General features: G+C 56.3%; 11 protein-coding genes and 1 pseudogene. 5 read left to right on the forward strand and 7 right to left on the reverse strand.

The window, feature by feature from the left end; translation table 11 throughout:
- Window positions 1-9 precede the first annotated feature (9 nt).
- From BLR63_RS03770 to BLR63_RS31055, 3 genes are read left to right on the forward strand one after another with little or no spacing between them, the layout of a single operon-like run.
- A complete protein-coding gene (locus tag BLR63_RS03770) occupies window positions 10-2,052 on the forward strand; it encodes a type VI secretion system Vgr family protein (protein WP_010565798.1) in 2,043 nt (680 codons plus the stop codon).
- Between the two features lie 53 nt (window positions 2,053-2,105).
- Window positions 2,106-4,814 carry a glycoside hydrolase family 19 protein gene (locus BLR63_RS31730; RefSeq protein WP_010565797.1) on the forward strand — a complete coding sequence of 903 codons (2,709 nt, stop codon included), beginning with the start codon at window positions 2,106-2,108 and terminating at the stop codon, window positions 4,812-4,814.
- A gap of 2 nt (window positions 4,815-4,816) precedes the next feature.
- The gene (locus BLR63_RS31055) at window positions 4,817-5,587 is read left to right on the forward strand and encodes a hypothetical protein (protein WP_130926059.1); all 771 of its coding nucleotides are present in this window, start codon (window positions 4,817-4,819) and stop codon (window positions 5,585-5,587) included.
- Between the two features lie 295 nt (window positions 5,588-5,882).
- Here BLR63_RS31055 and BLR63_RS03780 read toward each other — a convergent pair.
- A pseudogene (locus tag BLR63_RS03780) lies at window positions 5,883-6,269 on the reverse strand (transposase domain-containing protein); the annotation flags it as partial.
- A gap of 18 nt (window positions 6,270-6,287) precedes the next feature.
- Complete coding sequence (gene tnpB / locus BLR63_RS03785; RefSeq protein WP_010565795.1) at window positions 6,288-6,647, reverse strand: IS66 family insertion sequence element accessory protein TnpB; 360 nt, start codon at window positions 6,645-6,647, stop codon at window positions 6,288-6,290.
- A 143-nt stretch (window positions 6,648-6,790) separates the two neighbouring features.
- Between tnpB and BLR63_RS03790 the strand changes: the two genes are divergently transcribed.
- Complete coding sequence (locus BLR63_RS03790; RefSeq protein WP_010565794.1) at window positions 6,791-7,507, forward strand: hypothetical protein; 717 nt, start codon at window positions 6,791-6,793, stop codon at window positions 7,505-7,507.
- An 861-nt stretch (window positions 7,508-8,368) separates the two neighbouring features.
- On the opposite strand, the gene BLR63_RS03795 is transcribed toward BLR63_RS03790, so the two are convergent.
- From BLR63_RS03795 to BLR63_RS03810, 4 genes are all read right to left on the reverse strand, one after another.
- On the reverse strand, window positions 8,369-10,069 hold the full coding sequence (locus BLR63_RS03795) for an FAD-dependent oxidoreductase (RefSeq protein ID WP_010565793.1): 1,701 nt from the start codon (window positions 10,067-10,069) through the stop codon (window positions 8,369-8,371).
- A 68-nt stretch (window positions 10,070-10,137) separates the two neighbouring features.
- Window positions 10,138-10,458 carry an NIPSNAP family protein gene (locus BLR63_RS03800; RefSeq protein ID WP_010565792.1) on the reverse strand — a complete coding sequence of 107 codons (321 nt, stop codon included), beginning with the start codon at window positions 10,456-10,458 and terminating at the stop codon, window positions 10,138-10,140.
- Window positions 10,427-12,205 carry an FAD-dependent oxidoreductase gene (locus tag BLR63_RS03805; protein WP_042947043.1) on the reverse strand — a complete coding sequence of 593 codons (1,779 nt, stop codon included), beginning with the start codon at window positions 12,203-12,205 and terminating at the stop codon, window positions 10,427-10,429. The genes BLR63_RS03800 and BLR63_RS03805 overlap by 32 nt, the downstream gene beginning before the upstream one ends.
- A gap of 33 nt (window positions 12,206-12,238) precedes the next feature.
- Complete coding sequence (locus tag BLR63_RS03810; RefSeq protein ID WP_010565790.1) at window positions 12,239-13,057, reverse strand: shikimate dehydrogenase family protein; 819 nt, start codon at window positions 13,055-13,057, stop codon at window positions 12,239-12,241.
- Window positions 13,058-13,204: 147 nt separating this feature from the next.
- Here BLR63_RS03810 and BLR63_RS03815 point away from each other — a divergent pair, with 147 nt between their 5' ends.
- Entirely contained in the window at window positions 13,205-13,978 is a 774-nt protein-coding gene (locus tag BLR63_RS03815) for an IclR family transcriptional regulator domain-containing protein (RefSeq protein ID WP_010565789.1), read from the forward strand.
- 3 nt (window positions 13,979-13,981) lie between these two features.
- Here BLR63_RS03815 and BLR63_RS03820 read toward each other — a convergent pair whose 3' ends face one another.
- Window positions 13,982-14,869, reverse strand: a complete 888-nt coding sequence (locus tag BLR63_RS03820) for a helix-turn-helix domain-containing protein (protein WP_010565788.1) — start codon at window positions 14,867-14,869, stop codon at window positions 13,982-13,984.
- Window positions 14,870-15,049: the final 180 nt, after the last annotated feature.

Below are 15,049 nucleotides of genomic sequence, written 5' to 3' on the forward strand. Positions count from 1 at the left end.
GAGCACATCATGTTCAACTCATCCAACGAAACCCACTTCAGCCTCACCATCGAAAACTTCACCGGCGACCTGCAAGTGCTGTCGTTCACCGGCACCGAAGGCATCAGCCAACCCTATCGCTTCGACGTCGAACTGGTCAGCGAAAAAGCCGACATCGACCTGGAAAAACTCCTGCACAAGCGGGCATTCCTGGCCTTCGACCCACAAGGCCACGGCATACACGGCCAGGTCTACCGTGTCGCCCAAGGCGATGCCGGCAAGCGCCTGAGTCGCTACAGCCTCTCTCTGGTGCCACACCTGCAATACCTGCATCACCGCACCAACCAACGTATTTATCAGCAGATGTCGGCGCCGCAGATCATCGCCTTGATCCTCGAAGAGCACGGCATCCAAGGCGACGCCTACCGCTTCCACCTCGGCCAGCCGTGCCCGGATCGCGATTACTGCGTGCAATACGACGAAACAGACCTGCATTTCATCCAGCGCCTGTGTGAAGAAGAAGGCGTGCACTACCACTTCCAGCACAGCACCCGCGGCCACGTCTTGGTGTTCGGCGACGACCAGACCGTCTTTCCCAGACTCGGCCAACCCACCGCCTACATCCAAGGCAGCGGCCTGGTGGCCGACGAACCGGTGATCAAAGGCTTCAGCGTGCGCCTGGCCACCCGCACCGGTCGCGTGACCCGTCGCGACTACGACTTTGAAAAGCCCAAACTGCAACTCGAAGCCGACTACAAACCCCACGGCGATGACCCCGGCCCGGACCTTGAAGACTACGACTACCCCGGCCGCTTTCTCACACGCGACCGTGGCAACGTCCTCAGCCAACGCGCCGTCGAGCGCCACCGTGCCGACTATCAACAGGCAGAAGGCTGGGGCGACCAGACCACACTGACCAGTGGCCACTTCCTGCCACTCTCCGATCACCCACGTAAAGCCTGGAACGACCTGTGGCTGCTGACCCACGTCACCCACGAAGGCAAACAGCCCCAAGTCCTCGAAGAATCCATCACCAGCGACACCACCGACAATAAGGACGATTTCCACCAGGGCTACCGCAACCGTTTTCTCGCCACGCCGTGGGACGTGTTCTACCGCCCACCGCTGAACCATCCCAAACCGCGCATCCTCGGCAGCCAAAGCGCCGTGGTCACCGGCCCCGAAGGCGAAGAAATCCACTGCGACGAACACGGCCGCGTCAAAGTGCAATTCCACTGGGACCGCGAAGGACGGGGCGACGACAAAAGCAGTTGCTGGCTGCGTGTTTCCAGCAGTTGGGCCGGCGCCCGCTACGGCGGCATCGCCATCCCCCGCGTGGGCATGGAAGTGCTGGTGACCTTCCTCGAAGGCGACCCCGACCAACCGCTGATCAGCGGTTGCCTGTACCACAAGACAAACCCCGCCCCCTACCCACTGCCGGCGAACAAAACCCGCACCGTATTCAAAACCCTCAGCTCACCGGGCGGCAGCGGCTTCAACGAACTGCGCATCGAAGACAAAAAAGGCGCGGAACAAATCTTCCTGCACGCCCAGCGCGATTGGGACGAAAACATCGAGCACGACCAAAAGATCCGCGTCGGCAACGAACGCCACGACACCGTAGAGCAGAACACCTACACCGAACTCAAGGCCGAAGAACACCGCATCACCCACGCCGACCGCAAGGTGGAAGTGCGCATGGACGACCATCTGAGCATCGTAAAAAACCAACACGTGAAAGTGGGCATGGCGCAGTTGGTGAGCGCGGGAAACGAAATTCACCTGAAGGCCGGCGAGAAGATCGTCATCGACGCCGAGATGGAACTCACGGTGAAAGCCGGGGGCAGTTTTATCAAGGTGGATGTGGGTGGGATCGCAGTGATGGGGCCGGAGGTGAAGGTGAATGCGGGCGGTTCGCCGGGGAATGGGACGGGGATCGGGATCAAATCGCCGATGTTGCCGGGGGCGGCGGATAGGGATCAGGCGGGAAGTTTGATGGCGCGGGCGTTGGGGAATGCGGGGGGTGAGAAAACGAAAAGTAAGCCTAAACGCAAGGCCCACTTTTCTGGTTGACACACACCAACGGCACGCACTGCCACTAAGGATCAGACTTCAGGTAATGGGCAATGACTGAGACAACAACAAGCAAGGTAGAAAAGTGGGCATATCCGTTGAAAGTCGATGGCGCAGAGGTGACGGACCCGCAGCAATACTACGCGGCATTGGCAAAAGCCAAGAATGGGTACTACCCACTGGGGGCTAATGGGCTCTGGCACGGCGGCGTTCACTTCGATGAAGCCACGGGGCTGGTGGCGGATTTGACGGAAGTCCGATGCATCGCCGATGGTGAAGTAGTGGCGTATCGGATTGACGAGGTCTATCCAAAATCGGACTACGGTTCGACGCAAGCGGTCTACTCGACCGGGTTTGTATTGATCAAACACCGTCTTGAAGCGCCATCGCCTCCCGCCCCGGCGCCAGCGCCAGGTGCGCAACCTGCTGCTGCGGCACCTGGGCCTGGCCTGACGTTTTTTAGCCTGTACATGCATTTGCTCGATTGGGAGGGGTATCGCGCGAATCCGGAACTCGCCCGGCCGCCCTTTTGGAGCGGGGGTTCATGGCAGGTCAAAGCCACCGCCGATGACAAAATACTCGGCCTGAGGGTCCGGCAAGACCGGAGAGGAAAACCAGGCTACGCCACAATCTTGAGCGTGCTGCCCCGAGGTACCGTCGTGGAGACGGGGGAAGAGGAAAATGGATGGCTCAAGGTCGTCAGCATTACCCCTGCGGACCCTAATGTCCCTACCGGAACCGGTTGGATCTTCAAAAGGGAAATGACGGCCAGTGCAACACCTGACACCTACATCATTGGCAGCGAAGCCAAAGACGAAATGAACCCGCCTCGCACAGGCTTGGCGGTGCATGCAGCCGCAAACCAAAAAAGTACCACCACCGCCATCTTGCCGATTGGAACCGAAGTGAAAATTGGCAATGACGGACCACGGGGTAAATATCAGAAGCTGCTGGAAATCGTCAGTGGCAACCCCGTTCCGGAACTGACCCCCTCCGACGGCATCCTGGGCTATATCTGGGAAGGGTTGCTGGATGCGAAGAATGAGCCGGCGGCGAAAGATACCGTTCATTTATTGGATCGGCCTTATCCCATCAAAGCGGGTAGCGTGATTGGTCACGTGGGGAAGTATCAGAATCTCGATGATTCCACGCCTAAAAACTTGCTGCATTTGGAGGTGTTCAGTTGTGAGGACGTGAAAGCATTTGCGCAACTGAGCAAATCCAGCGCAACCAGACTGCCGGTAAGCGAAAAGACACTGGTAAAAATCCCTAAAGACACTCCTTTGATCACCCATGTGCAAGGCATGTGTGCCGAAAATCCTCCGAAGGTGAGCGACCCATCCAAAAAAGTTGGGTATGACTTCATGATTCCAGTGGGCGTTTTGGAAGCATTGCCGGCTGAGAAGAAAATCAAGGTGCCAGTGGTGATGGCCGGGGTTACTACCTATACATATTGGTGGCGTCTGGATGGTCTGTTAGGGGACTCGGACGGAAATGGGATTGACGGTTGGTTTGCAGAGCCGGATACAGTGTTATCGCGCCATTCGCCTTTTGAATGGGAAGGTTTCGACTTTATTGAAGAACGTGTGAGTAACGAAGAGAACCTGGCCGCTTATCTTCACGACCTCAATCAACTTGAAGACTCTGAAAAAGAGACATTTCTGCCCAAGGCTAACGCTTCTACCAGCGGGCCGCTGAAGGAGCGGTTGTATAGCATCGTTGATACCGATAAGAATGAAAAACTGACGCTGGCGGAGATTCGGGGGGCTTTGGCCAAACCTTGGTTTTCGCAGCCTATTTCGCAGCTAGTGATTAAGTGTGAAAGTGAATGGTTCTATAGCGCAGAAAAATGGAATGCACTGGATGAGTTGATGGGGCATACGCCAGAGCAGCCAAATGCGATTTGGTTATCTGAGAAAAAACGGATTGAACATCTTGCTTGGTGGAAAAGTATTGACGTTGGATCGGAGATAATCTGGAGTTTTAACCCTGTTATTTTTATTTGCGCAATGTCGACTATACCCAGATCGTTAATCTGCAAAGCATGCGGTAAAAATATCGCACTAACAGTAGAGGTGATGAAGAAAGTCGCGATCAGTGGCATTGCCGATACATTTCTTAGCGAATTTGTTTTAAGGGCTAATGAGCTTTTTCCTAAGTATGGTGTAGATACATGTTCACAGATAGTTCATTTGCTTGGTCAGGGGAAGCATGAAACGCAGAGATTCACTGCTTTCAGAGAAAGCCTGATCTATAGCCGGAGAAGTTACACAGCCGAAAGTTTATACCGAATGGCGCCTTCCGCAATTGATAACGGGTTTGCCCGGCTAGGTATGAATCTTACGCGGGCAGAAAAAATCTTATACATCGATAGAAATTTGATTGCTAACGATGTGGGTTATGGGAAGCATAGTTTCGGAAGCTCTCTACATCCGAACAATGATTACAGAGGACGCGGCTTGCTTCATTTGACTCACTACTCAAACTATCGGGCTTGCGCTCTTGACATTGGAGTCGATATTGACGCAAATCCAATGTTGGTTGAGAGCGATATCGGAGTGATGATTGAAACTGGTTTGTGGTATTGGAGAATCAACTCCATTGGATATATAGCTGATAGCGATAAAATGTCAATGGATGCAAAAGTAAGGGCAGTTACTGCAAAAATTAATACAGGCTTGAAGGCGCTTGAAGAGCGAGCAGCATTTACTAAGGATGTCTCGTCTATTTTTAAATCTGAATTGGGTGGCTGTTCGGAGTAGATATGAGAACTCTAAAGATTGTTTTTTTGACGATTTCAATTTTTATCACCTGCAATGTTTTTGCTTGTGATACCCCCCAGGTCGCGGCATTTAAAGCTATCCCACTTGATGGGGCGGCAATAGTATTTGACTTTGTCTCTATAGGAAAAGAATCGAGCAATACAAGTCATTCTCACGAAATTGGAATTGATGTGATTTTTTTCAGATGTTCCGATGGTACCAAGACATTAATTGGTCAACTGCCCTATTTGGCCGACACGGGGAAAATTGAGGATGCATTTCTTTATAGAACTGATAATGGGACAGTGGAGGGGCTTTTTGTCATTCATAGCGTTGAAATAAGATCTGATACTGGCGTCAACTACTCCGGTAGGTATTATACTATTAATGTTTACAAAAAAGATGGCGATGACTTTACGCGAAATGAGCAGCTATCGACTTATTTTGGCAAGGGTGGAGATATTTTTGATGAGGACTACAAGGAATTGCTATATATATTTCCGTATAAAAATAAAATATCAATTTTAAGATCACTAAAATCTGAAGCCTATAAAAAATGGCGTGCAGGCGCTCCGGTCAACCTAGTGATAAACAAAAAAACTGCGATACATAACTCACCAGTTTTAGCCGATGTTACTCGTATGTATCTCTTGGCAGGGGATGTGGTTTCACAAAGTGAAGTTGAAGCGGGCTGGTTGTCAGTCATATATAAAACCTCAAAAGGAAAAGAGGTTCGTGGTTGGATTCAATGCGAGAATGCGGATGGTTGTTGATGATGAGAAGGTTTTCATGATTGACCTGAGTTCAGCCTGGAAAGTGCACCGAATGAATGTCTTTTTAAGCTTTTTACGAGTGCTATTTTTTTTACCACTCCTTTGTGCAATGCATACTTATGCATGTGAAACAAATGAATGAAGGTGTACGCAAAGTGATTAATTGGGGGGGCAGAACGCACGTATGCGATCCATGAACCCCACCTACCGCAAGACGGGGCAACGGCTTACCGTGGCATCTCTGGCGAGCAGTTCCACGGCAGTAAGGCTTCGTAGTCTTCGACCGATGAGGCGTGCGGCAACCGCAGGCGTAGGTCAGTTCGTGCTCGGGCAGCTCATGAATGACCTCGATACGCGGCAGGTCTGCCGACAACGGCTTGCGCTTGCCACGGCGCGCAGTGGGCGCCACCACTTCTTCTTCCGCGTCCTGGACCGCCAACATCGGGTCGCTTTCCGGCTCGTTGAACAGGGCCAGTTGCGGGGTGTTGGGTTCGGCGGTTTGTTCGGATTTGCGCCCGAACAAACGGTCGCGCAGCAGCTTGATCTGCTCTTTCAGGTCGACGATATGGCCTTCATGCGCTTGCAACACTTCGGCTGTTTTTGCCTGACGAGCCAGCGCCTCAAGCAGCAACTTCTTGAGCAAAACAGGATCATCTGGGAGGTCATCGGGCCGGGAAATCATGGCCCGGATTATACCGGCTCAGGCCACGAAGCGAGGCGTTAAAACCTGATGCGGACGATTGCGCCAGAGGTCAAAGCCGTCGAGCAGCCAGTTCAGCTCCTGAACGCTCAACACAATGGCTTCGTCACTTTCATCGGGCGATGTTTTGAACCGTTCGGATTCGAGGCGTTTGAGCCAAAGGCAAAAGCCGTTGCGCTCCCAGTAGAGGATTTTCACGCGATTACGTGGGCGATTCAGGAAAACGAAAAGCACGGGATCGAACACCGCGACTTTAATACCCAACTCAACCAGAGCGGCCGAGCCGTCAATGGATTTTCGAAAGTCCACGGGCTTGGGGTAGAGATAGACTTTTTCGACTTTGGCGTCGGGTCGCATCATGAGGGGCTGGCTCCAGAAAGAGATCGGGAGCACAGCATCGAACATCAAATTGCGGCTTGGAATGTGGAGTTCATGGAGCGGTTACTTTTAAAAGAATATATGCTATAGAAATAGAAACTTGCGATTCAGGAAGATTTAGGAAGATGAAAAGATATTTTGGTAAAGCAGTTTTGCTATTTTTTCTTGTCGCAACTGTTGGCCGAGCCGATGCATCTGATTTTTTAGTGATGTATCAAGATGTCACGCGGGATGGGGAATTAGATGAAATTAAATTGCTTGATAATGGTGGCCCGTTCTACACGTTAAGAGTTGTTTCAAAGGGTGACGAGATTCTACATAATGAAAAACTAATCCCTAAAAAAATTTCCAATGAGGGCGGGCTAGATATTTTTCAAGGGGTATCAGTTGCCGATCACAATATTTCAATACGATATCGCTTTTGCGGTCCCTCAAGTAGTATTTGCTATGATAGAAATCTCGTCTGGGTATTTAAGGGCAAGAAATTTATTCTGCTGAAGGAAGAGGTTGTGGCCGCTGCGGATAAAATTTCCCTGAGCGACGCGTTTTATCAAAAAACCGAAATTCTGTTGAGTTCATTAACTTATGAGTCATTGATTGAGAATAATGAAAATGCCGAAATGCTGTTTGGCCGAATATATGGAAGCTGTGTGGCAGGGCTCGGTGGTGATGCTCTCATGAAAATCTCAGAAGCCCTTGAAAAATCCACGCCAGATGAGTGGGTTATGAAAGACGGGTGTGTTACAGCTGCTCTTGTTTTTAATTTAGAAGCTCAGAAGTATTTATCATATGAAGCTGCTTTGAGGTATTTGTCTGTATTTGAAAAAAGCAAGGCTAAATAGATTTCTACGTCTCGACGACGGATACTTGGCTGGCTTGTTTTTATACATGCAGTGGGGGCTATACATACAATACTTAGAGTGAGGGTAAAAGTTGGAAGTTGTCTAATGTAAAAGTTACGTGGCCATTTGTTCGTTTGCATGTTGTACTGGACCGACTATCCGACGGCGCCCCAACTGCGGTCTCCAACGGCTGGGCAGGCTATTGCTACGGCGGCATAAGGGGATTTGATGTTGAATGTTTAATTTTGATTTCTGCTCAAAAGATAAGGGCGGTTATTGGGTGCGCTATTTAAATGTATCGGTCTGGAGGGTAATTAATGATTGTGTACGTTAACGGTTACTTCCTGCTTTTGTGGGGTTTGTCTTTTGATAGTTTCGAATGCGGTATTATCCGCAGGTGAACGGTGCGATATTGATGTGTCTATATCTGGGTTAAGTGTTGAGTTGGTAGCTAATGTCGTTGGTGGTGGAGGAGGGTATTATAATAATTTGATTCGATTGCCCTGTGCTGAGCAAGTAGTTAGTTATTTAGATGCGGCCAAAAGTGCCAAATCTAAAATAATGGCGGAAGGTTTTGAATGTGAAAAATATTGTCTATGGGCGGCAGGACGGTGAGGCAGGTCCCGGGATTGCCTATAGCACCCTCTCTAAGAGACTGGGTGGCAGTTATGTGTTTGTCTTTCAATGTAATGCCTTTTGTGAGGTTAATATATCTAATTTAAAAAAATACTTCGGGTAATTGACAAGAATCTAAGAGTGCGGGATGAGTGATTGGTTGTTGAAGGATTATGCAGTCGTTATGATTCTGCCTTTCGTGAACAAGGTATTTTTAAGTCAAGTGGGTGAGGTGTTCCCCCCCCATCAACTATCCCCCCCCGCAAGAACCCTCGCCGCAACATACCCAAACGTCATCCCAGGCCCCAGTGTGATCCCCCCACTCGGGTAATACCCATTCATGATGCTATTCATGTCATTACCCACCGCAAATAACCCCGGTATCGCCACACCCTGTTTGTCCAATGCGCGGGCGCTGGCGTCGGTCTTGAGGCCGGCGAAGGTGCCGAGGCTGCCGGGGACTAGTTTTATTGCGTAGAACGGCGCGTCGCGCAGGCTGCCGAGGGAGGGGTTGGGGCCGTGCAGGGGTTCGCCTTGGGCCTTGTTGTATAGCGATTCACCGCGCTGGAAGACTGGGTCGTGTCCGCGTTCTGCATCGAGGTTGAAGGCGTTGACGGTGGCGTTCAGTTGTTGTGCGTCGATGCCGCATTGGTGTGCCAGGTCGGTCAGTGTCGGGGCTTTGAACAAGTAGCCTGAGCGTATGTAGTGCGCGGTCGGGAACGGGAAGGGTCTGGACCAGCCCAGGCCATAGCGACGTTGGGCGCGGTGATCGCAGATCAGCCAGGAGGTTGGGGTTTCTCCCGGGCCGGTGGCGTTGAACAGGGCGCACATGTAGTCGTGGTAGGAGTCGGCTTCGTTGACGAAGCGGCGGCCATCCTGGCGCACGGCGATGAAGCCGGGTTTGGCGCGTTCCATCAGGTGTGGGAAGCCGCTGAAGCCGCCGTCTTCGCGTGGGACCCGGGACACCGGTGCCCATGCGGCGGGGTGGGGCAGGTCGGATGCTACGCACGCGCCGACGCGTTCGCCCAGGCGCAGGCCATCGCCGGTATTGCCTTTGGGCGCTGCGCTCAGGTGTTCGGTGCCGTTGGGGGCATGGGTGAACAGGCGGGCGATGCGCTGTTGATCGTGGGGGAAGCCGCCACACGCGAGGACCACGCCGCGCCGGGCGTGGATCTCGGTCAGGCGACCGGCAGATTCGACGCGCGCGCCGACCACCCGCGCACCGTCGCGCAGCAATTCCCGCACGGGGGTTTCAGTCAACAGGCGCACGTTGCGATCCAGCGCGCTTTTGAGCAGGCGGCCAACCAGTGCGTTGCCGTTCACCAGGTGCATGCCACGGCCATGACGCAGCAGGTCGCGGGCATGGCGCAACAGGCGCTTGCCGGCGTAGAGCAGTGACGACGGTGACTGGCGCGCATTGAGAAAGTGATTGAGATCGGCACCGCCGGCGATGCCCATTCCGGCCGGGCTGATGAGGTCGAGCGGGCGCCGCAGTTTGTTGATCCAGGGGCCGAGGCGACGACCGTCGAAGGGTTGCGCACACACCGAACGGCCCCCTTTGGCGTAGCCTTCGCTGGCGTGAAAGTCAGGCATTTTGCTGCCGGAAAAAAACTGCACTTCGGTGTGGCGTTGAAAGAACTCGACCATCTTCGGCCCTTGTTCGAGAAAGGTTTCCACGTTGGGACCGAGCACGTCGGTGTGCAGTTCATGACGCAGGTACACCCGCGATTGTTCCGGGTCTTCTGCGATACCGTCGGCGATGGCCAGCGGATTGCGCGGAATCCACAGCCAACCCCCCGACCAGGCACTGGTGCCGCCGAGCAGGGGTTCTTTCTCTACGACGATCACGTCCAGGCCCAGTTGCGCAGCGGTTACCGCCGCAGCCAGACCGGAAGCGCCGGAGCCGACGACCAACACATCACAAAGCAGGGAATCGCTGATGCACATAGGAACTACCGCGAGAAGGTGTGAGATTGGCCGCTCTTGAGCAGAAACGGCGCAACCTGGCGACGGGGTTATTGGAGGGGCGAAAAGTCGGTCGGGCGCAGCAGGCGTGATTCCAGGCTCACGACGGCGTCGAGTGCCTTGTTCTGCTGGGCGAAGTCCTGCCAGCGCGGATCGGCCGCCATGGCGTTGCGACGGCTGATGCGGTCGTCGAGGCTGGCGTAGCCCCAGATGTGCACCACTTGATTGACCTCCCCGATTTCGGTGGTGAAAAAGCCGATCAGGTTGCCCAGGTGTTCTTGCTGCACGGCCAAGGCGGCGCTTTTGTACAGGGCCAGCCAGTCGCCGAGCTTGGTCGGTTTAATCGTGTAGGTGCGCAGTTCGTAGTACATGGTGTTCTCCAGTGGGGGCGGGTTGTGCCGTTTGGCGGTCGAGCCGCCGGGCAATGTCGTTGGCGGCGAGGTAGCCGAAGGTGATGCCAGGACCGAGGGTGATGCCGGGGCCGGGGTAGGTGCCGTCCATGATCGAATTCATTTCGTTGCCGGCCGCGTAGAGTCCGGGGACCGGTGCGTGGTGGCGATCGAGTACGTTGGCCTGGGCATTGGTCACCAGGCCACGGGCCGAACCCAGGTCGCCGGTGAACACCCGCACGGCATAGAAAGGCGCCTTGTGCAGCGGTTTCAGGCACGGGTTGGGCTGATGCAGCGGGTCGCCCATGTAGCGGTTGTAGGCGTTGCTGCCCTTGCCGAATTGGCGGTCGACACCTTGTTCGGCATCGGCGTTGTAGTGCGCCACGGTCTGCGCCAGTGTGGCCGCGTCGATGCGGGTGAGCTGCGCCAGTTCGGTGAGGCTGTCGGCACAAAACAGGTAGCCGGCCTTGATCAGCGCGCTGTTGTCGACCGGCCGCGGCCGCGCCAGGCCCATGCCGTAATGGTTCAGCGCTTCGCTGTCGCAGATCAGCCAGCAGGGCGCGTTGGCGCCGCCATTGGCGAACATGGCTTCGACGAAACAATGGTAGGAGTCGGATTCATTGACAAAACGCTGCCCGGCGCGATTGACCGCGATCACGCCGGGTTTGGCGCGGTCGGTCACCAAGTGCGGAAAGCGTTCCACACTGCCATCAGCCTTGTGCAGCACCGAGACAGGCGCCCAGAAAAAGTTCGCCGCCAGGTTGTCGCCGATGGCCGCGTCCACAGAAGCGGCCAGGCGTTGCCCGTCACCGACGTTGGCGGCAGGCGACATGCTCCAGTGCTCCGACGCCGTGGATGGCCGCTGTTCGGCCGCTTGCGCACCCGCCGCGAAACCGCCCATGGCCAGCACCACACCGCCCCGCGCCCTGACCGAATGGGTGACACCGTCGCGGGAAATCCGCACGCCCTTGACCGACCCCTGTTCCACGATCAACGCCTCGGGCGTGGCTCGCAGCCACAGGTCGACACCGTTGGCCAGGGCGGTGGTCGCCAGGCGCGCGATCAAGGCATTGCCCACGGTCAGGCGGGTTCCGCGTGGATGGTTGATTCGGTCGACGGCATACCGCCCCAAGAGTTTGACGCAGTGCCAGAGGGATTTCGGCGAGCGCTTGAAACTGAGGAAGTGCTGGATGTCGACACGATTGACCATCATGCCGCCGAACAGCAGCATGCCGTTCGGTGGCCGTTTCAGGTCCTTGAAATGCTCACCGAGGCGGCGTCCGTCGTATTCGTCGATTTCCAGCGCGCGGCCGGTTTGCGTACCGCCGGGCAGGTCCGGGTAATAGTCCGGCGACAGCGGTCGCAGGCTGTAACTCAGCTCGCTGTGGGCTTCCAGGTAGCGCAGGGCTTCACGTCCCTGTTCGATGAATGCGTCGATCAATGCCGGGTTGTAGCCAGCGCCGATGACGGCCTTGAGGTAACGGCGCATCTGTTCGGCGCTCAGGTGATGCCCGGCGGCCCGGGCCTGGTCGGTGTCGTGCAGCCAGACCGCACCACCGGAAATCGCCGACGTGCCGCCAAAGGCTTCGGTCTTTTCCACCAGCAGGACCTTGAGGCCGCGAGAGCTGGCCGTCACGGCGGCGGCAAAACCGGCCGCGCCACTGCCCAGGACGATCACGTCGTAGGTCAGCTCGGCAGCGGCGCGGTGCACGCAAGTGCTCGTTTTCATTGTTGGTTGCCTATTGAAGATGCGCGCGGGCATTCAGATTTCCAGCGGCGTCACGCCCATGAAGTGACCGAGGTTGCCCAACTGCGCCAGGGCCATTTCCGGGCCGGTCTGAATTCCACAGCCCAGACGCTGGGCGCAGGCGAGAAAGGGCGTCACCGCCGGCGAGGTCACGACGTCGGCGACCAGCGCGGTGGCGCTCAGGGTTTCCATCAGGGGCAGCGGGAGCGGCATCTGGCCGTCATCGGCCGTGGCGTTCATGCCGACCGGCGAGGCGTTCACCACCAGGTCAAAGTGCGCGAGCGAGGTCGGGTTGGCGCTGATCACGATCTCCGGGAACACACTGCACAACAACTCGCTCAGCACCTCGACACGCTCGTGGTTCAGGTCGCTGATCACCAGGTGGCTGACCCCACCTTCACACAACGAATAGGCAATCGCGCTGCCGACACCGCCCGTGCCGATCACCAGGGCCTGTTTGCCTTGAGGATTGAAACCGTGCTTGCGCGCGGCGTTGAGAAAGCCTTCGCCGTCGACGATATCGCCCACCAGCCGACCGTCGGCCTCGCGGCGGATCACATTGACCGAGCGCAGTGCCGCCGAGCGCTCGCTGACGCTGTCCAGGCGATTGGCCAAGAGTTGTTTGTAAGGCACCGTCACCACGCAACCGCGCAGGTTTTGCCAGCCGCGCAGGGTCTGGACGAAGTTCTGCAGGGCCGACGGCGCAAGGTCGATGGCCAGCATTGCGACGTTCTGCTGATGGCTGGCGAACCAGCGATTGAAGTTTTCCGGCGATTTCACCTGGGCAATCGGTGAGCCGACAATGGCGACCAGTTCAGTCGAACCCTGAATCATGCTGTGTACCCGTTTATTGGCTGTGTTGTGGGGCCGATACTGCAAGCCGGGGGCCCAGCGAACAATCGAGTGCACCGGCGAATGCGTTGATAATCGCAGTGACAGTGCGATAATCGCAGCCTTTGCCTGATTAAGAGCCTGAGTTCGATGAAACAACCCACCATTCATTCGCGGGATTTGATCGTCGGCCTGCAAAAGGGCCTGGCGCTGTTGCAGTTGTTTTCCCAGGAGCACCCGCGCCTGAGCGTGCCGCAAGTGGCGCGCATGGCCGACATGACCCAAAGCGCCGCCCGGCGTTTTCTGCTGACCCTGGTGCATGACGATTTCGCCCAGACCGACGGACGCCATTACTGGCTGACCGCCAAGACCTTGCGGATCGGCCAGGCTTATGTCGATTCGGCGGTGCTGCCGCGCATGCTGCGCCCGATTGTGGAGCAGGTGGCAAGGACCACCCAGGAGCATGTGTCGGTGGGTGTGCGCGACGGCGATGACATCGTGCATATCGTGCGCAGCCGCTACAGCCATATCACTTCGATGTCGATCCGCCCCGGCTCCAGGGTGCCGATGTATTGCACGGGCAGTGGCCGGCTCTGGTTGGCGAGCCTGACCGAAGAGGCGCTCGCGGGGTATTTCAGCCGTAACGAGCTGCGTGCGATTACCCCTTATACCGTGACGGACGAAGCGCGCATCCGCGCCGAGATTGCCTTGGCGCGCGAGCGTGGATACGTCCTGGTGGACCAGGAATATGAAGTGGGCATGCGTGTGCTGAGCGTGCCGCTGATCGATCGGGAAGGGCGCTTGCAGGCGACCTTGACCCTGACCACCCACGCCTCGCGCATGAGCGTCGAGGACATGCGCGAGCGTTATCTGTCGGCGTTGTACGAAGGGCAGGCGTTGCTGCGGCCGGTCATGACGCTCTGAGCGTCACTGGCGTTTGGCTTGGGCCTGGAGGCGAAACTCGCTGGGGCTGCACTGGGCGTGCTTGCGGAAAAAACGGCTGAAGTAACCGACATCGGCAAAGCCCATGCCGTGGGCAATCTGCTTGACGCTTTGGGTCGAATGGGCCAGTTCGCGTTTGGCTTCGAGGATCAGCCGGGCGTTGATCAGGGTCATGGGGGTCATGCCCAGTTGTTCATGGCACAGCCGGCTCAGGGTGACCACGGTGATCCCGAGGAAATTGGCGTAGTCATGCAGCGAAAGGTGTTCGCGAAAGTGCCGGTTCACCCGTTCGCGGAAGGCGATCATCTGCTGGCTGCGTCGATCGTGACGCTGCGCGTGCAGCTCGTGGGTGGGCTCGCTCAGGCGCAGCATCTGGATCACCAGCGCGAGCAGCAATGACATGCTGCTGGCGACATGCTCCCGGCCGCGACCGTGATACTCCTCGTACAGCGCTCGATACAGCGGCTCCAGCGGATTGTCGGCCGGCGCCCAGTGCGGCAGGGCGACCACCCAGGGTTTCTGGATCTGCGCCAACAGGCCCGGAGAGAGCACCTGGACGATGCTTTCCAGCGGGTGTTGCACGGCGGTGATCACATGCCCTTCGACCCGCCCGTGCCAGGCGAAGCCATGGACGATCTGCTCAGGGATGAACAGCAGGCACGGCGCCTTGACCTCGACCCGCTGGTTGTCCAGCAGCACCTCGCCTTCACCGCTTTGCAGGTACAGCATCTGCAACAACCCCTCGTGTCGATGGGCAGCGATCTCCCAGTTGTAGGCGCCGGAGCGCAGGGAGATCGACTCGACATGCAGGGAGTCGTGCCATATCGGCGCCGCCGCCTCGCCGTACAGGGCATAGCTGGGAATCTTGTTCATTATTTTTATGGTCTACGGGCACGTGTTTTCTACCTTAGCGAAGAAACCGCGCGTTGGGCAATTCGCTGCCGATTTGTCGTAAAAGTCTCGACGGTTGAAGGTTTTGTCCATTCTTGCGAGCCGTCCCACGCTTCTATCCTGAGCATCGCCTGCTGCATCCCGAGCAGTGGGGCAATTGTC

It is taken from the genome of Pseudomonas extremaustralis (assembly GCF_900102035.1).
Classification (GTDB): domain Bacteria; phylum Pseudomonadota; class Gammaproteobacteria; order Pseudomonadales; family Pseudomonadaceae; genus Aquipseudomonas; species Aquipseudomonas extremaustralis.